This window comes from Peribacillus sp. B65 (assembly GCF_058513295.1).
On sequence record NZ_CP195840.1, the window covers coordinates 4,510,664 to 4,526,175 of the forward strand.

Genomic DNA, 15,512 nt, shown 5'->3' on the forward strand with positions numbered 1-15,512 from the left:
AAAAAAATGAAATACCTTCTTATTATCTAGTTTTGAAGGAATGAAAATTTCTTCTTGCATTTTCTCAAAAAGACGTTATAATAATATATGTCTTGAAAAAATGTTAACATTGTTTGGTGACGATAGCGAAGAGGTCACACCCGTTCCCATTCCGAACACGGCAGTTAAGCTCTTCAGCGCCGATGGTAGTTGGGGGTTTCCCCCTGTGAGAGTAGGACGTCGCCAAGCTTATATTGTTCCGCAGTAGCTCAGTGGTAGAGCATTCGGCTGTTAACCGAACGGTCGTAGGTTCGAGTCCTACCTGCGGAGCCATTATTGGAGAGCTGTCCGAGTGGCCGAAGGAGCACGATTGGAAATCGTGTAGACGGGTAACCCTGTCTCAAGGGTTCAAATCCCTTGCTCTCCGCCATTTATACCTGGCCCGTTGGTCAAGCGGTTAAGACACCGCCCTTTCACGGCGGTAACACGGGTTCGAATCCCGTACGGGTCACCATTTAGACAACATATTGGAGGATTAGCTCAGCTGGGAGAGCATCTGCCTTACAAGCAGAGGGTCGGCGGTTCGATCCCGTCATCCTCCACCATTTTTCAATAACATCAAGTTGTTTCTGCATAAAGGATTGATCATTTCAGCCCATTGAAACACTTAACACGAAAACTTGATGCATAAAAAGCAACATTATTACCGTCGCGGGGTGGAGCAGTCCGGTAGCTCGTCGGGCTCATAACCCGAAGGTCGCAGGTTCAAATCCTGTCCCCGCAATCTATGGTCCCGTGGTGTAGCGGTTAACATGCCTGCCTGTCACGCAGGAGATCGCGGGTTCGATTCCCGTCGGGACCGCCATTTTTATTGTTTGGCTCAGTAGCTCAGTCGGTAGAGCAAAGGACTGAAAATCCTTGTGTCGGCGGTTCGATTCCGTCCTGAGCCACCATAGTAGTGCCGGTGTAGCTCAACTGGTAGAGCAACTGACTTGTAATCAGTAGGTTGGGGGTTCAAGTCCTCTTGCCGGCACCATGTTTCATCCATATGCGGAGGGGTAGCGAAGTGGCTAAACGCGGCGGACTGTAAATCCGCTCCTTAGGGTTCGGCAGTTCGAATCTGCCCCCCTCCACCATCTTTATTACAGGGGTATAGTTTAAAGGTAGAACAGAGGTCTCCAAAACCTCCAGTGTGGGTTCGAGTCCTACTACCCCTGCCAATTTAAATCCTATAATGGCGATTGTGGCGAAGTGGTTAACGCACCTGATTGTGGTTCAGGCATTCGTGGGTTCGATTCCCATCAGTCGCCCCATTTAATAAAACATGATATAATGATTACAACGTTAATGGGCTATAGCCAAGCGGTAAGGCAACGGATTTTGATTCCGTCATGCGAAGGTTCGATCCCTTCTAGCCCAGCCATATGCGAAAGTAGTTCAGTGGTAGAATACAACCTTGCCAAGGTTGGGGTCGCGGGTTCGAATCCCGTCTTTCGCTCCAAAAACGTTGGCGGCATAGCCAAGCGGTAAGGCAGAGGTCTGCAAAACCTTTACCACCGGTTCGATTCCGGTTGCCGCCTCCAACAAACATGCCGGTGTGGCGGAATTGGCAGACGCGCACGACTCAAAATCGTGTTCCTCTGGAGTGCCGGTTCGACCCCGGCCACCGGTATCAAAAATGTTTATAGAATCAAGGTCTCAACTTAAATGTTGGGGCCTTTTTTCTTTGTCTTTAATACGACAAAAATAAACCAAAGACGTAAAGAATTAACGGAAGATGAACTTAAGATATTATTAAGAAGAAGATTTCAGATGAAGAAGCATATGAAGCCTTTTTTAAGGACTGCTATTTAAGAAATTTAAGACCAGCAACGATTGAATACTACAAAAATGAATTTCATGGAGCAAAGAAGATAATTAATAAGCAGCTCGTTGAATGGGTACAAAAGGACGTAGAAACCTTAATTCTCCAGAGTAAGGAACTAATGAAAGTTACTACTATTAATACCCGGTTGAGAGCTCTAAGAGCATTCTATAGAGCATTCTATAACTTTTTATGTAAGAGCAAACTTATCGATAAGAACCCAATGAAGAACATCAAATTATTAAGGGATAGACAAAAGACAAATGGAACATTGGACAATAAAGAAATCGAGAAACTTATAAAGACAATTAGAAAAGAAAAAACGTTTATATCCTTTAGAGATGAAGTAATCATACTTGTATTCCTAGATACTGGAGTCAGATTGTCTGAACTTGTAGGCATTGAAGGAAATGATGTTAGAGGGAACATTATCATTATTAGAAGAACAAAGAATCTCTTTGAAAGAACGGTTTACTTATCTGAAACGACACAAGAGCAGCTAAGCAGATATATAAAAATAAGAGGAGACGTTGAGACGACCAAACTGTTCATAAGCCAGGATAATAAAGAATTAAATCGACATAGCATTCAAACTAGGCTTACTAAGTATGGGAAGGAAGCAATGATAAATAAGCGAGTTAGTCCTCATACATTTAGACATACGATGGCTAAATGTATGATTGTTTCAGGTGTGGATGCATTCTCTTTAATGCATTTACTTGGTCATACAGATATCACTGTTACTAAAAGATATGTGAATTTATGGGGACAAGATCTGGAGCAAAAGCATAAGTTGCACGGAGCATTAAAAGGATTGAATATATAGGTAATATATACCAATTTATATTTTATGAACTAGTGTTCGGTGTATTATAATAATAAAAGAGATGGCAACTGAGTTTGGCGGCTCTACCATCTCTAAACAAAAAACAGAAGAATTAACTTCTAATTAAATTTTAGCAAGTTTCCTTTTCTGTGTCAAAAGGAGAAAAAGAACATGAATTTATTATCCATACTTGGTGGCAATACGTTTGTTATGTTCAATAAAGAACTAGCTCATGAAGTATCAGTCAACGGAGCAATTATTTTCGGGCAGTTATGTTCAAGCTATGAAAGTTTTGGAAGTAAGAAAATGCTGACTGTACGAGATGGTAAAGAGTACTTCTATTTAACTAGTGGAGTTTTGGAAGAAGAAACAGCTTTATCATACAGGCAGCAATTGAAAGCAATTAAGGATTTAGAAGATGCAGGCTATATCGAATCGGTAATCATGGGTTCACCATCTAAGAAGTACTTTCATATCACAGATAAAATAGTGCAGCAGTTACTTCCAAAAGTAGCTGTCAGCTCTGACAAAAGCGCAGACCTAAACGAGGAAAATGAACAAGAAACCTCAGTACAGAAACAGTCTGAAGATTTTTTGAGCTATGACAAAAGAGCAATCCAAGCCTGTACAAAAGTTACCAGCTTATAAAAAGAAAAATAAAAAAGAACAATATAAAAATATTAATAAATATTTTGTTAACAAAGAATCGGTTAACAACGATGAAATAATAAATAAATTAATTTCTGAATATCGATTAAAAGGATTGAGTAAAGAAGTTTGTTATAGGGTCTTAAAAGAGGTAGAAGCAAATCCTGATATAGATAACTTTGGAGCTTACTTTAGAACTTGCTTAGAAAATACCTTATATAAAAGCCAATTGAAGCATGGACAAATTGATCCTTATGAAAGATTAAAAGATTCCAATGTTCAATTGATAAACTGGTAAGATTTATATAGTACCCCAGAAGTCTCAGGATGCTCTGTATTGGTTTCCAATAAATTTTATATAGAAAATTATATAGGGAATAGTTTAATGGCCAATACAGAGTGATTATTAATCCCATCTAATCAATTTAGATTTAGAGCATTTTGAGGATTAATAACTTATGCTCAATTTATTTTTATCTATATGGTTACTTAATAGTTTAAGATTATTTGTTAATAGTTTATGTTAATATCATAATGGTTAGCTTATCCATAAAAGGATGTAACTGAAATGAGTGATAATCGAACTATGACTCGGAGGAACTTATAATGAACAAATTTAGATGGTCAATGGTTGGACTTATAGCAGCTGCAGCAGTTATCTCAGTGGTAATGACAATTTATCAGAATGCTAAAAGTTATCAAGAAAGGCGGGAAGCTAGAAGTACTCCTGTGGAAATTTTGAATAAGGATGATGAAGAAGCAGAAATGGAAGAACAAACTGCAGCAATTGGTGGAGTTCAAGAATCAACTGGTCTTAGTCCTACTTCAACTCAAGATGAGGTCATTGAGGTTATGCATCACATGACACATCAAAAAGTTATTTCTGAAGATAAATGGGGATCGGTTGAGATGAATTCTGAAAACATTAACGAAGTTTACGAAATAGTGAAAGACAGCGATTTCTCTCTTAAACGTCATTTGTTAAGAATCGTATCTGGCTGGAAAGAAGGAAGCTTTGAAAACGTTGATCAAGATCATAACTTCTTTTGGGAATATCAAGGTGGAACTGTTGGAAAAGCTACTGGAGTCCTTAACTCGGATGAAGAAGCAGAATTTATCGATAATAACTTTTAATAAAAAACGAGCCCATCAAGGCTTATTTTTTATTTTAAAATCAATATTTTATGTTAAAAATCTGGTAATTTTCTAGATTTGCGTACAAGCTTTATTACTAATGTTACAATATATTGCAGATTGAAACAGAATCGGTTAATAAAGAAATATTTATAAACATCGGGGGAAAATCATTATGAAAAAGAAAATTGCTGGATTACTTTTAGCAGTAGGAATTATTGGAGGAATTACATCTAACGCATCAGCAGAAATGGTTGCCCAAGATGTTAAACAGACAGACCCCTTCTACAGTGATGTTCAGTATGTGTTGGGTTATAATATCATGAAAAACAAATTTGAACAACCAGAGTATAACAGATATGAATTTAGACCATATGATACAGTTCTAAGATATGAACTTGCAGGCAGTTTCTTAAAGTTTAGAAACATGCTGTATTGGAATGAATTTAAACCACTTCAAGACCAAGACAAATCCATTAATGAAAAGTTAGGAAATCTTTCATCTGAAGTTCAGGGAACCAAAGGGAAAATTAGCACATATGAACAAGAAATCAATGCTCTCCAAACGGGAAATGAAACTTTGGAAATTGAAAATCAAGAATTGAAAAAACAATTAGAAGATCTTTCCGCTCGTGTTGAAAGCCTTGAAGAAAATGCAAAACTTTGGAATGAAAACAAACCACAATAAATGAATAGATTATGAAAAGGGACCTTCGGGTTTTCTTTTCAGATGAAATAAATAATAACGAATGAATATTATAGAAGAAACTCGGAACATAAGCAGCTAATGGCGCAAGGTAAAGTAACTTATAAAATTGTAGACGAGTTTAGGAAAGTTGGAAAGGCAAGAGAATATGAAGCGAAGCTAATAAAATATTATAAGCTGCTTGGGCAAGCAAAGTTTAATAAGAAGGTAAATTACACTTGACGTTTTTGAAGACCAAAGGCATAATTGTCAGTAGTCGTGTTAATACAAATAATACCATAGTCCGACATTGGTTGGGGCTGTTGGTTTAATAAGCATTTTAATTTTTTACGGGACTCAAAATCGTGTTCCTCTGGAGTGCCGGTTCGACCCCGGCCACCGGTATCACCAATAGCGAAGAATCGCTATTACATCAAGCTTCACACTTAATTGTGTGAAGCTTTTTTGTGTTCATCACGCAATACAGAATATGTACAAATAATGTGCGGGGGTATTATGCAATGGTTTTTAATCACTCTAGAATGAAGGAAATTGAAACCAAGGAGCATACAAAATCGAATCAAACAGTTTGGCAGCTTATCGGAGTTTGAATGGTGATAGAATCTTATGCACAGAAATCGTTTATTTTATCAATGTTTGTTCTTACGATTAAAAATAAAAACGAATGGGTCAAAGAGTATTAACTCTACCATTCGTTTTAAAAAAATAAATTTAGATTTCAATATTCATAGCATTTAGGTCTGCTTCCGTATAGCCAGAAGAGGATAGTGCGATTTCAATTTTTTCAGCAGCCTTATAATCAAATAATTTAAATTTAGACATTAATGCGAAAGCATTTTGATTTTCAATTGCCAAGGCAACAGCTTCCACGTCTTGCAGTAATTTCAGGTCTTCAATGTAGAATTGGGCGGTTCTCATCGCTAAATACTCATTCATTGTAGTCGAACTGTAGAAAAGTCTTGTTAATGTGGCGATTGCGTTAGGAACGAAAACCTTATTCATAATTACCCCTCCACTATTCGTAATATTCTGTCATTTGAGTCACCACTAGTATGAGGCACACTAAAAACGTTGTCAATCTTTATCTTTCGAGCATTTTTACTCACCATTTGAATCTGTAATCAAATTAAATAAATAGAAAACAGACACTTTTCCAGAGGCAAAGTGATTGCACCAAAGTGCACTAAGTAAGCAAAAGAATGAATGTTGCTGAGTTACGAAACGAAGATCCTTTCTGTGTTCTAACAACATTTCAAAGGGCTTATGAAACAACAGGTCGTTATAAACTGTGAAGAAGGCGGGCTTCCACGTTACGCAGCTCTCCAGATGAAACACTATCAGCCACAATTATTTGCAATGTTCTCGTAGCTGTCATTCGTTTGTCTGGATGCTTCATTTGTAGATGCTGTTGTATCGCTCGGAAAAGTTCATTATTTTCTGGACGGTTGGCGTTATAGATTTCTTGTAAACTCTTCGATTTCCCCATGGCTTTTCCTACTTTCCATCAAATGTTAAATACATATGAAAGCTTATGCAATAATATATATTTCCGTCTAAGCGCTTCTAATTCCTTCTTTTTTTAAATTAAATCTTCTTTAAAGAACAGTGAAGTTGCTCCGTTTTTTACAAGGGGTGATTTTCCTCGTTTTCATCAAACTATGAGGACGAGCTCTGCCTAAATTGGCGGGGGGGTGGTTGATATTGGTTTTGTATATTTATCTTTAAACATTTTAAATGAAAATGCCCCATTTAAACGTACTGACACGACGTTTTAATATCCTTCATGAGGGTTTATGTATCGAATGTGTTAAAACGCATTAGAACATAATAGCGCCAGCGGCCTTTCTAACGGAAAATACTAATATGCTGCGTGACTTAGATACGGATTATACCGACAACAAAAGCCGATTATAGACGTCATTCCGAAAAATTCGACCAACGGATTTGCTATGCGATGGAATAAAACTATGCGGGGAAGATTACGAAGTGGAGCGCTTAAAGATATCGGAAATAATTGCGTTGTTCATGCAATGAAATAAATAAAACGATTAAAGCAACTCGCATGCCAACAAAGACATACTCGTGTGTATACGGAAGGGGCAGCCGGAGCATACCCGTATTACCCCAAGCATATTCGCCTAAATCCTCTCTTCTGCTGTACCAAAAATCCGCGAATCAAATTTTTACTGTTGGCGAAAATAGGCCATTGTTTTGATTAATAAAAATACTCGATGGCCTCGATTTTTAATGACTATTAAAAGTTATCTTTTACAAATTCTGCTTCTTGTTCAGGAGTAAGAACTCCGGTAGCTTTACCAACATTTCCATTTTGAGCACCCCAAAGGTAGTTGTGATCTTCCACTATATTGTCGAAGTTTCCTTCTTTCCAGTTTCCTGCGATTTTTAACAATTCTCTTTTAAGTGTGAAGCCGATGTCGCTGTCTTTAATAAATTCATAAACTGCACTGATGTTTTCAGGAGCCATCTCAAGGTTGTACCATTTTTCTTCAGAAATTACTTTTTGATGAGTCATACTATGCATAGTTTTCATAACGTCTTCTGCAGTTGAAGCTGGGCCAAGGCCTAATTCATATAGAATTTGTTCTTTTTCTGAAGTTTGCTCTTCCAAATCTTTATCTTTCTTAATTTTCCCCGTAACATCCATAACAGAAATATCGGTATTTGGTTCATTATGCGTTGCTTCATACTTTTTGGCATTCTGCTGTAATGTTATTACCACTGCAAGAACTGCTGCAGCAACTATAATTGAAACCATTGACCATCTAAATTTATTCATGATAAGTTCCTCCGAGTCATAGTTCGATTATTCACTGATTTCGGTTACATCCTTTTATGGATAAGCTAACCATTATGATATTAACATAAAACATTAACAAATAATCTTAAACTATTAAGTAACCATATATAGATAAATTTTTTTTATTGGTAACCAATACAGAGTATCCTGAGACCACTGTTGACTCTATGAACAGGGGCATTGACGATACCTCCGTGCAAGTAGAAAAGGCAACCGCAATTGGTCGCCTTTTTTCTATAATTCCACAAGAAGGTCAATCTGTAAAAACTGTTTAGCCCTATAATATGGACCAACCCCTTAGTTAAAGAAATAACCCTGCGTTTATTGGACTAATGATTCGATAATATTTTAGATAAATTGATTTCAATATTAAATGCAACTATTTCAAATTAAAGAATATATAGTTTGAAAAAAGTCATAAATTCAGAAATTAATATTGATTCATGATGCATAAGTCACGTTTTCTCCAGTTTTATGACTTATTATTGATGTGTTTTGATTCATAAAAGAAATTTATTAAAAAGAAATAAATGGTAAACTACGAATTATTCAATCTTTTTGATATCTCAAAGTTAAATAATAAAATTGTATGTTGATTAATTAATCTGTTTATTAAGAGAGGTGGTTGTAACTTAGATAAATGCAGTTGTTGATTTGAGGTGTAATCATGAAAAAATCTATTTATTACTTGATGATTATGTTTATTTTATCAGCATGCGATTCTAGTAATGAAGAAATTAAGATGAAATTTAATGAAGTGGAATGTCAAAAAAACTGGGCAATGTGTTTAGTATTTCCTGATAAAGAATATACAATTAATAGATTGGATAAACCTAAAAAAGTTGCAATTTTAGACAGCGGTATTAATGATAAACACCCTGCATTAAGAGGACAAATTGTTGCAAAATATAATGTAATCAATAAAAGTAAATATACAAAAGATATATATGGTCATGGAACTTCAATTGCAGGCATAATTGCAGCAAAGCAAAATGATGAAACTGTGCAAGGAATTAACCCTTTAATAGAAATATACGATGTAAAAGTAATTGATGATCAAGGAGGGGGAGAAGTTTCTCATGTTATAGAAGGAATCAAATGGAGTATGGATAAAAAGGTAGATTTAATTAATATTAGTTTTGGATTTAAGCAAGATGTTCCTGAGTTGAGAAAAGTAGTTGATGAGGCCATAGAAAGAGGGATAATTATTATAGCTTCTGCAGGAAATAATTATGGACTAAACTTAGATTTTCCTGCCAGATATGAAAATGTTATCTCAGTTGGTAGTATAAATGAAAAATTAGAGTCTAGTTCATTTAATTCAATTGGGGAGATAGATATATTTGCACCAGGTGAAGGAATACTTGTATTTCAAAATGATAATAAGGCTGTTTTAGAAGATGGATCGTCACTAGCAACGGCCTATGTTACTGGAGTTTTATCACTTAATTCAATATTAAAACATAACAAACAAATCAAAAAAGAAAATAGAATTAATGTTATCACCTATTATAGATAGGAGGATTTTAGTTATGAATACAAATAAAAAAAAGAGTATGATAATTTTGTTTATTACAAGTTTAATTTTTTCTCTAATAGTACCTTATAATAATGTATACGGAGCTACGCAAAAAGGATCAATTACTTCTACTGAATTATATGAAGAACTGTTACTAGATGAAAATATTGATTTGGTTAATATTGATTATTCCGCGGATAATGTTGGTATAGAGGTTTCAGTGGATAGTGAAGTTGGGGAGATTAAGGACACAACGGTAGCAATTGATATTGATCCGGGGAATAATCAATTAAGTGTTGTTAGTGAAAATAGTGAAAATGAAATAGAAGAATATAAAGTCGTAATTGAAAAATTAGATGAGTACGGAATGCAAGCGACATATACGTCCATGGAAACTGGAGAGATATTTATTTATGATTCTTCTGTTGCTACACCAACTGTTCTGTTTGCTATACCTTGGGGAATAACATTATCTGCAAAAGCTATCTCAGTTTTATATGCTGCAGGTGCTGTACTCTTAGTAGGAACTGTTGCATATATTGAAGTTAATAATTTTATTAATAAAGAGAAAAAAAGATATAATCATTATGTTGCTACAGTAGATAAAAAATCTAAAAAGTTATTTATTGGATCAGGTCTTAGCAAAACCAGTGCAGTTAATAGACTAAAGAGTAAGAATAATACTTGGTCAACTTCTAAAACTAATGCACAGACAATCGCTAAAGAAGCAAGTCCAATTAAGAAAGTGACAGCTGCAGAAGTTTCAAATGGAAAGAACATGGTTTGGCACTATCATCCACTCTCTGGATACGATAGAAATGGTAAAGGTATTCGGATTGAGGGTGCACATGCGTTCTATGGCAGTGCAAAATAATCTCGTATTGTAATATGCTTGATTTATAAATAGGGGGGACAAGATGTTAAGCGTTGAAAGGGATCCAAAAAATAGAGTTTATCAGGAACTAATTGATTTATGCTTTGAAGTATGTGATGAATTTCATCTAGTTATTAGAACCGATATGGGTGCAATAAAAGACTTAGAGGAAATCATAAATAAGTTCAAAGCATCATTAAAAGAAATGAGAAGCGAATCAACATGGGCTAGTACAACTCTTGGTGATAATCAAACTGCAAATGTTTATTATTTTTATGCTGATGGGAATGCAAAATCAATAATAAAAATGATTGCAAAATCTCTTTTTCAGTGGGAAATGCCTAATTTGCCTGAGGATTTGTCTTTTTTTAAACAAGGAAAGGTCTGGCTGGCTACTTCTTCTCATGAAAAACAATGCTTCATTTTTCCTGAGAATGAAACCGAAGCTTCAAAAATTATGGGTATTGAAGGTTTAAGAGTTGAAGAATTGGATGATTAACCAATGATATGTCTTTGAATATATACACATAACAAAAAAAGATGAACCCTATTTGATTCCAACGCAGCATTAAAATCAAGATCTCAACGATTATGTGAGGTCTTTTTTCTTTAAACACGACGAAAATAATTCAGAACCGTATGCATTTAGATTAGGGGAGTATGGTTAGACCTTATAATGGGTGAATTAGTATCAGTAAGAAGCATATGAAAATTTCTTTAAAGAATTATTATTTAAGAAATCTAAAACCAGGAAAGTGCCGCTTCGTAGTTTTTTAAATAATATCGATGAAATATGGTAATAAATAATAAAACCACTATCTAAGAACGCTTCACAAAACAAATTTTCTAAGGGGCGGAAAATTGTGAACAATATGGGATGTCAATGCAGTTCCAATGAAGAATTACAGCAACTGGTCGATGAGGCAAAAAAATATACAAATATGGGAACAGTGGCAGACTATATACCGGCTCTTGAGAAGGCGAATCCTGGGGATTTGTCTGTTGCAATTTACTATCCTGACGGAAAAGGATATTGTGCGGGGGATGTAAGAGGTAAAATGACCCTGCAAAGCATATCGAAAGTTTTGACACTTGCTCTGGTATTAATGGAAAAGGGAGAGGAATATGTCTTTTCCTATGTAGGAAAAGAACCTACCGGCGACCCTTTTAACTCAATTGCCAAGTTAGAGACAAACAAGCCATCCAAGCCGTTAAACCCGATGATCAATGCAGGAGCATTGACTGTGACCCACATGATTGCAGGTAACAGTGTAAATGAGCGATTTCAGCGTATTTTACATTTTATCCGGGAGTTGACGCAAAATCCTACTATCGGTTTTAATGAAGATGTTGCCCGGTCAGAATACAATACAGCAGACTTGAATAGGTCTTTAAGCTATTTTTTAAAGCAGCATAATGTAATAAATGAGGATGTGGAGGATTTAATCGAATTGTATTCGAAGCAGTGTGCCATTGAAATGGACAGTCAGGATTTAGCGAGGATAGGCTGTGTGCTGGCCATGAATGGGAAAGATTTGTTGACGGGAAAGCAAATCATCCCCGGGGACATTGCACGTATTTGCAAGACATTCATGGTTACTTGCGGCATGTATAACGCATCAGGTGAATTTGCCATTAATGTTGGCATACCGGCTAAAAGCGGTGTGTCAGGGGGAATCATGGGGGCCGTCCCCGGAAAATGTGGGATTGGAATTTATGGTGCAGCGCTGGATGAGAAGGGGAACAGCGTTGCCGGGATAAAAATCTTGCAAATAATGGCGAAAAAGTATTCCTTAAGTATGTTTAATTTGTAAACATTGAAACCATTATCGAGTGAGTCGGATGTTAAAGGAGTTCAGTGTAAACCCTTGAGGAAACAGATCATTTACCTTCACAGCAGCAAAAAAAGACCTCTGCACATAAGGGCAAGGTCTTAAGCTGGTTATAACAAGTTGGAGAAAAGAGATACTTTTTTATATAAAGCATTTACCTCTTTATTTCGATGTTCCCCGATTTCATTTTTTAGCTGGCCTTCCATATCGGTCATTAGATCAGCTAACTTCAATGCCTTTTGTCTGTCGGAAATATTGCTGCGAATGATAGATTCATATTTTGCATTGTATTCAGTCAGTGACATTTCTTCCGTCCTCCCATAGTGTAAAGTCATTTAAGCTGCCCTCTGTTCCTTCTTCAGCAACCCCAATGTACTTAAGTGTAATTACAGGGTGTGAATGGTTAAGGATCATTTGTAACTCAGCGAGGTTCTTACTTCGTTTATAGTGCCAGTACCCGAATGTTTTCCGCATGGTATGTGTACCGACGCCCTCGATGTCCACCATGTCAGCTGCTTTATTAAGCTGTCTGTAAGCTTGTATCTTACTTATTGGCTTATCGCCCTTGCGTGAGGGGAATAGCCATTCACCATCAATGGTGGCTATATAGGCGGCCAATTCATTACATATAGTATTAAGCTGTATCATTCTTGGCTTTTTTGCTTTCCCTTCCTTGATGATGACCTCCATCTTGCCTTCAATGTCCTTTATCTTCAGCGATAATAAATCAGTTACACGCAATCCGGTATTGATGCCTAACAAGAACAATATGTAGTCTCTCTCGCTGCAATGTCTTTTCAATGACCATTTCAGATCATCTAATTTTTCCGATGATCTGATTGGTTGAACGTCTATTAAATGTTCTTTTGGCAAAAGTGATCACCCTTATTTCACGCCAATGGAATCAGTATTTTGAATGTATACTTTTAAGAGTAACACTGAAAAAGGATGGAAGTCAATTTGAGGAGTATACTGATATTTTTTGGACTGTCCTTTTTATAGGGTTCGGAGTATTTTAGTTGTTTATTGAATAATAGCAATAAAAAACTTCTGGAACTTGATATACTGAAAATAGTAATATTTTTCTAAACTAGTGTTATTGATGGATATTTAATAGATGAATTAATTCATTCTGAATTTATTATGCTAGCAGGATTGGGGAAACCACCATGAAGAGAGTTTTAGCTATATTGAAAAAGGTACTGCCTTTAAGCTCAAGGTTGATTACTATGGCAATTATGATAGCCGTTTTTTACTGCATGTTCATGTTCGCAGACCTGGAGAATGAAAAGGTAGACAGAGAGCGTCATAACGAGCGATCGGTGAATTTTGAAGAGATGAGCGATCAAGAGTCTGAATCTGAAGATAATCCAGCAGGTTCTATGGTGAACTATTGTAAAGATAGCGCTAATGAAGGTCGCACCTCCAGTTGGTTTGGTATCGAAGAAAACGAAATGGAACCTAGCGAATACACGGTCGAATGCATTGAACACCTGGAATAGCAGCTGAGTTCCTATGGATCATCCGGAAATTTGAAATTCAGGATTCACTACAAGGACATCCGGGGAGGTCAGGGATATCGGAACAAGTTGAGAATTGGGAAAAGGTTTGGATATATACGAAACATTCCTGAAAGTCACTTCCAAAGATTTTGCTGATTGTCTTAATGGCGTGTACGGAGAATAATAATTGGTTTGGTAAATAAGGTCTTCACTGAAATGCTTGGTGACGAACCGGGTACACAGCGGGGGAGGTCTTATTTGTTGCATACAGAACATTGACATTAGCCTGTTTGGAGCTTAACCAAACAGGTTTTTAGTATGAAAGGAAATCCAATGGAAAAAATGGAATAGGATATAAAGAAGAATGAAGGAAAATTTTTCACCCCCATATCTTTTTCTCTTTCTGAAACGTTTATAGGATAGAGGGTGTTGAAGGAGTGAGAAAAAATGATAAATAAGTTAAGGGAAGATATTTCTGAAGAAAATGATAACGGTGCGATTTTGCGTGAAGTCTATCCTGAATTGCTGCGGTTTTGCCGATTCCTGACCCAAAATAATTGGGATGGGGATGATTTGGCACAGGAAACGATATTGAGGGCAATGCAGGGCTATGGAAAGAAAACGGAGATAACAACCGCTCTATTGAAGACGATTGCCCGCCATTCCTGGATTGATACGATTAGAAAAAGGAAAAAAGAATCCTTAGACGATCTGTTGGATACCGAACAGCAGGGGGCAGGAGGGGAAAATGTTTTTGAAACGGTTGAATATATAATTAAATCCCTTACCCCGAAACAAGCTGTAGTGTTCATATTAAAGGAAGGGTTCCTCTATCGGTCAAAAGAAATCTCAGATTATTTGAACACCACGGAAACAGCAGTAAAAGCCATCTTGAACCGTGTGAAAAAGCGTTTTGACAATGACGTTGATGAGCGTATGTTGTCTTGTGTGGAAGATTGGCAGGATGAGGAGGAACAGCGGCTCATGTCCCTGATGACACAGGCTTTAAAAGCCCAAAATCCTGATATCCTCATTAGAAGCATCCCATCTTTTAAATCCCTGAACAGTGAATCGATGATTCCTAAACTGATGAATCGTCCGATTCTTTCTCAATCAAGCTTCACTCCTTCAAACACACTCTCAATGGCTGCATAGCCAATTATATTGTTAGGAGGAAGAAGAGATATGACCACAATTCCATATGTAATTGAGCAATCAAGCAAGGGTGAGCGCTCGTACGATATTTATTCCAGACTTCTAAAAGACCGTATCATCATGATTGGGGAAGAGATCACCGATCATTTAGCCAATAGCGTGGTTGCCCAATTGTTATTCTTGGCAGCGGATGCACCTGATAAAGAAATTACCATCTTCATAAACAGTCCAGGGGGATCGACCAGTGCCGGTTTCGCCATTTATGATACGATGCAATATATTAAGCCTGATGTCCGGACTGTATGTACGGGGATGGCTGCATCATTCGGTGCCATGCTTTTATTGGCGGGTACGAAAGGGAAAAGGTGCGCTTTGCCAAATAGTGAAATCATGCTTCATCAACCGCTAGGTGGGGCGAGGGGGCAAGCCACGGAGATTGAAATTTCTGCCCGAAGGATTTTAAAGCTAAAGGATCATATCAATCAAATCATCTCGGAAAGGACCGGTCAGCCTATCGAAAAGGTGGCGAAGGACACAGATCGTGATTATTTCTTAAGCGCAAATGAGGCGAAGGATTACGGTATAATCGATGAAATAATCGTTCAGGCTAATTAATCCTGATAAAAACGCGATGTAAGCTCAAAATATTCTGGAC

At 36.8% G+C, this 15,512-nt stretch carries 17 protein-coding genes, 15 tRNA genes and 1 rRNA gene; 28 read left to right on the forward strand and 5 right to left on the reverse strand.

Going from position 1 to position 15,512, the window contains the following annotated elements; translation table 11 throughout:
* Nucleotides 1–112: 112 nt before the first annotated feature.
* From rrf to ACSR9O_RS22075, 21 genes are all read left to right on the forward strand, one after another.
* A 5S ribosomal RNA gene (gene rrf / locus ACSR9O_RS21975) occupies nucleotides 113–228 on the forward strand.
* Between the two features lie 9 nt (nucleotides 229–237).
* Nucleotides 238–312, forward strand: a tRNA-Asn gene (locus ACSR9O_RS21980).
* 5 nt (nucleotides 313–317) lie between these two features.
* Nucleotides 318–409 (forward strand) — tRNA-Ser (locus ACSR9O_RS21985).
* A 9-nt stretch (nucleotides 410–418) separates the two neighbouring features.
* Nucleotides 419–493: transfer RNA gene (locus ACSR9O_RS21990), tRNA-Glu, on the forward strand.
* A 15-nt stretch (nucleotides 494–508) separates the two neighbouring features.
* A tRNA-Val gene (locus ACSR9O_RS21995) sits at nucleotides 509–584 on the forward strand.
* A gap of 105 nt (nucleotides 585–689) precedes the next feature.
* A tRNA-Met gene (locus ACSR9O_RS22000) sits at nucleotides 690–763 on the forward strand.
* 5 nt (nucleotides 764–768) lie between these two features.
* Nucleotides 769–844: transfer RNA gene (locus ACSR9O_RS22005), tRNA-Asp, on the forward strand.
* A 12-nt stretch (nucleotides 845–856) separates the two neighbouring features.
* Nucleotides 857–932, forward strand: a tRNA-Phe gene (locus tag ACSR9O_RS22010).
* A gap of 7 nt (nucleotides 933–939) precedes the next feature.
* Nucleotides 940–1,015, forward strand: a tRNA-Thr gene (locus ACSR9O_RS22015).
* 16 nt (nucleotides 1,016–1,031) lie between these two features.
* Nucleotides 1,032–1,115, forward strand: a tRNA-Tyr gene (locus ACSR9O_RS22020).
* Between the two features lie 10 nt (nucleotides 1,116–1,125).
* Nucleotides 1,126–1,199: transfer RNA gene (locus ACSR9O_RS22025), tRNA-Trp, on the forward strand.
* Between the two features lie 17 nt (nucleotides 1,200–1,216).
* Nucleotides 1,217–1,292, forward strand: a tRNA-His gene (locus ACSR9O_RS22030).
* A gap of 35 nt (nucleotides 1,293–1,327) precedes the next feature.
* Nucleotides 1,328–1,402 (forward strand) — tRNA-Gln (locus tag ACSR9O_RS22035).
* Between the two features lie 3 nt (nucleotides 1,403–1,405).
* A tRNA-Gly gene (locus ACSR9O_RS22040) sits at nucleotides 1,406–1,480 on the forward strand.
* A gap of 8 nt (nucleotides 1,481–1,488) precedes the next feature.
* A tRNA-Cys gene (locus ACSR9O_RS22045) sits at nucleotides 1,489–1,562 on the forward strand.
* Nucleotides 1,563–1,570: 8 nt separating this feature from the next.
* Nucleotides 1,571–1,651: transfer RNA gene (locus tag ACSR9O_RS22050), tRNA-Leu, on the forward strand.
* A gap of 313 nt (nucleotides 1,652–1,964) precedes the next feature.
* Nucleotides 1,965–2,669, forward strand: coding sequence for a tyrosine-type recombinase/integrase (locus tag ACSR9O_RS22055; protein WP_491725101.1), 705 nt, complete (start codon nucleotides 1,965–1,967; stop codon nucleotides 2,667–2,669).
* Between the two features lie 171 nt (nucleotides 2,670–2,840).
* Entirely contained in the window at nucleotides 2,841–3,317 is a 477-nt protein-coding gene (locus ACSR9O_RS22060; RefSeq protein WP_491725102.1) for a hypothetical protein, read from the forward strand.
* Nucleotides 3,271–3,615, forward strand: a complete 345-nt coding sequence (locus ACSR9O_RS22065) for a hypothetical protein (protein ID WP_491725103.1) — start codon at nucleotides 3,271–3,273, stop codon at nucleotides 3,613–3,615. Before ACSR9O_RS22060 ends, ACSR9O_RS22065 begins: the two co-directional genes overlap by 47 nt.
* Before the next feature lie 308 nt (nucleotides 3,616–3,923).
* A complete protein-coding gene (locus ACSR9O_RS22070) occupies nucleotides 3,924–4,451 on the forward strand; it encodes a DUF6241 domain-containing protein (RefSeq protein WP_491725104.1) in 528 nt (175 codons plus the stop codon).
* 175 nt (nucleotides 4,452–4,626) lie between these two features.
* Nucleotides 4,627–5,139 (forward strand): hypothetical protein, encoded by a 513-nt coding sequence (locus ACSR9O_RS22075; protein WP_491725105.1) that lies wholly within the window; start codon nucleotides 4,627–4,629, stop codon nucleotides 5,137–5,139.
* A gap of 729 nt (nucleotides 5,140–5,868) precedes the next feature.
* Here the strand turns inward: ACSR9O_RS22075 and ACSR9O_RS22080 are convergent.
* The 3 genes from ACSR9O_RS22080 to ACSR9O_RS22090 form a co-directional block, all read right to left on the reverse strand.
* On the reverse strand, nucleotides 5,869–6,159 hold the full coding sequence (locus tag ACSR9O_RS22080; RefSeq protein WP_491725106.1) for a hypothetical protein: 291 nt from the start codon (nucleotides 6,157–6,159) through the stop codon (nucleotides 5,869–5,871).
* Between the two features lie 277 nt (nucleotides 6,160–6,436).
* Nucleotides 6,437–6,643, reverse strand: coding sequence for a hypothetical protein (locus ACSR9O_RS22085; protein ID WP_402940031.1), 207 nt, complete (start codon nucleotides 6,641–6,643; stop codon nucleotides 6,437–6,439).
* A gap of 768 nt (nucleotides 6,644–7,411) precedes the next feature.
* A complete protein-coding gene (locus ACSR9O_RS22090) occupies nucleotides 7,412–7,954 on the reverse strand; it encodes a DUF6241 domain-containing protein (RefSeq protein ID WP_491725107.1) in 543 nt (180 codons plus the stop codon).
* 688 nt (nucleotides 7,955–8,642) lie between these two features.
* Here ACSR9O_RS22090 and ACSR9O_RS22095 point away from each other — a divergent pair.
* The 4 genes from ACSR9O_RS22095 (at nucleotide 8,643) to glsA (ending at nucleotide 12,182) form a co-directional block, all read left to right on the forward strand.
* On the forward strand, nucleotides 8,643–9,494 hold the full coding sequence (locus tag ACSR9O_RS22095) for a S8 family serine peptidase (protein ID WP_491725108.1): 852 nt from the start codon (nucleotides 8,643–8,645) through the stop codon (nucleotides 9,492–9,494).
* A gap of 13 nt (nucleotides 9,495–9,507) precedes the next feature.
* Nucleotides 9,508–10,368: a hypothetical protein gene (locus ACSR9O_RS22100; protein WP_427571258.1), complete on the forward strand. Its 861-nt coding sequence runs from the start codon at nucleotides 9,508–9,510 to the stop codon at nucleotides 10,366–10,368.
* 43 nt (nucleotides 10,369–10,411) lie between these two features.
* A complete protein-coding gene (locus ACSR9O_RS22105; protein ID WP_101223432.1) occupies nucleotides 10,412–10,867 on the forward strand; it encodes a stage III sporulation protein AH in 456 nt (151 codons plus the stop codon).
* Between the two features lie 373 nt (nucleotides 10,868–11,240).
* Nucleotides 11,241–12,182, forward strand: a complete 942-nt coding sequence (glsA, locus tag ACSR9O_RS22110; protein WP_101223532.1) for a glutaminase A — start codon at nucleotides 11,241–11,243, stop codon at nucleotides 12,180–12,182.
* A 128-nt stretch (nucleotides 12,183–12,310) separates the two neighbouring features.
* Here glsA and ACSR9O_RS22115 read toward each other — a convergent pair whose 3' ends face one another.
* Together ACSR9O_RS22115 and ACSR9O_RS22120 are read right to left on the reverse strand one after the other, a co-directional pair.
* Nucleotides 12,311–12,505 carry a hypothetical protein gene (locus ACSR9O_RS22115; RefSeq protein WP_053533812.1) on the reverse strand — a complete coding sequence of 65 codons (195 nt, stop codon included), beginning with the start codon at nucleotides 12,503–12,505 and terminating at the stop codon, nucleotides 12,311–12,313.
* A complete protein-coding gene (locus tag ACSR9O_RS22120; protein ID WP_491725109.1) occupies nucleotides 12,492–13,073 on the reverse strand; it encodes a tyrosine-type recombinase/integrase in 582 nt (193 codons plus the stop codon). Before ACSR9O_RS22120 ends, ACSR9O_RS22115 begins: the two co-directional genes overlap by 14 nt.
* Nucleotides 13,074–13,369: 296 nt before the next feature.
* Here ACSR9O_RS22120 and ACSR9O_RS22125 point away from each other — a divergent pair, with 296 nt between their 5' ends.
* The 3 genes from ACSR9O_RS22125 (at nucleotide 13,370) to clpP (ending at nucleotide 15,472) form a co-directional block, all read left to right on the forward strand.
* On the forward strand, nucleotides 13,370–13,702 hold the full coding sequence (locus tag ACSR9O_RS22125) for a hypothetical protein (RefSeq protein ID WP_101223431.1): 333 nt from the start codon (nucleotides 13,370–13,372) through the stop codon (nucleotides 13,700–13,702).
* 447 nt (nucleotides 13,703–14,149) lie between these two features.
* On the forward strand, nucleotides 14,150–14,857 hold the full coding sequence (locus ACSR9O_RS22130; RefSeq protein WP_230177997.1) for a sigma-70 family RNA polymerase sigma factor: 708 nt from the start codon (nucleotides 14,150–14,152) through the stop codon (nucleotides 14,855–14,857).
* Nucleotides 14,858–14,887: 30 nt separating this feature from the next.
* Nucleotides 14,888–15,472, forward strand: coding sequence for an ATP-dependent Clp endopeptidase proteolytic subunit ClpP (gene clpP, locus ACSR9O_RS22135; protein WP_101223429.1), 585 nt, complete (start codon nucleotides 14,888–14,890; stop codon nucleotides 15,470–15,472).
* Nucleotides 15,473–15,512: the final 40 nt, after the last annotated feature.

Coding starts and splice junctions, on each gene's coding strand:
- ACSR9O_RS22055 (WP_491725101.1), top strand. CDS start 1,965: ATGAAAGTTACTACTATTAATACCCGGTTGAGAGCTCTAAGAGCATTC.
- ACSR9O_RS22060 (WP_491725102.1), top strand. CDS start 2,841: ATGAATTTATTATCCATACTTGGTGGCAATACGTTTGTTATGTTCAAT.
- ACSR9O_RS22065 (WP_491725103.1), top strand. CDS start 3,271: ATGACAAAAGAGCAATCCAAGCCTGTACAAAAGTTACCAGCTTATAAA.
- ACSR9O_RS22070 (WP_491725104.1), top strand. CDS start 3,924: ATGAACAAATTTAGATGGTCAATGGTTGGACTTATAGCAGCTGCAGCA.
- ACSR9O_RS22075 (WP_491725105.1), top strand. CDS start 4,627: ATGAAAAAGAAAATTGCTGGATTACTTTTAGCAGTAGGAATTATTGGA.
- ACSR9O_RS22080 (WP_491725106.1), bottom strand. CDS start 6,159: ATGAATAAGGTTTTCGTTCCTAACGCAATCGCCACATTAACAAGACTT.
- ACSR9O_RS22085 (WP_402940031.1), bottom strand. CDS start 6,643: ATGGGGAAATCGAAGAGTTTACAAGAAATCTATAACGCCAACCGTCCA.
- ACSR9O_RS22090 (WP_491725107.1), bottom strand. CDS start 7,954: ATGAATAAATTTAGATGGTCAATGGTTTCAATTATAGTTGCTGCAGCA.
- ACSR9O_RS22095 (WP_491725108.1), top strand. CDS start 8,643: ATGAAAAAATCTATTTATTACTTGATGATTATGTTTATTTTATCAGCA.
- ACSR9O_RS22100 (WP_427571258.1), top strand. CDS start 9,508: ATGAATACAAATAAAAAAAAGAGTATGATAATTTTGTTTATTACAAGT.
- ACSR9O_RS22105 (WP_101223432.1), top strand. CDS start 10,412: ATGTTAAGCGTTGAAAGGGATCCAAAAAATAGAGTTTATCAGGAACTA.
- glsA (WP_101223532.1), top strand. CDS start 11,241: ATGGGATGTCAATGCAGTTCCAATGAAGAATTACAGCAACTGGTCGAT.
- ACSR9O_RS22115 (WP_053533812.1), bottom strand. CDS start 12,505: ATGTCACTGACTGAATACAATGCAAAATATGAATCTATCATTCGCAGC.
- ACSR9O_RS22125 (WP_101223431.1), top strand. CDS start 13,370: ATGAAGAGAGTTTTAGCTATATTGAAAAAGGTACTGCCTTTAAGCTCA.
- ACSR9O_RS22130 (WP_230177997.1), top strand. CDS start 14,150: ATGATAAATAAGTTAAGGGAAGATATTTCTGAAGAAAATGATAACGGT.
- clpP (WP_101223429.1), top strand. CDS start 14,888: ATGACCACAATTCCATATGTAATTGAGCAATCAAGCAAGGGTGAGCGC.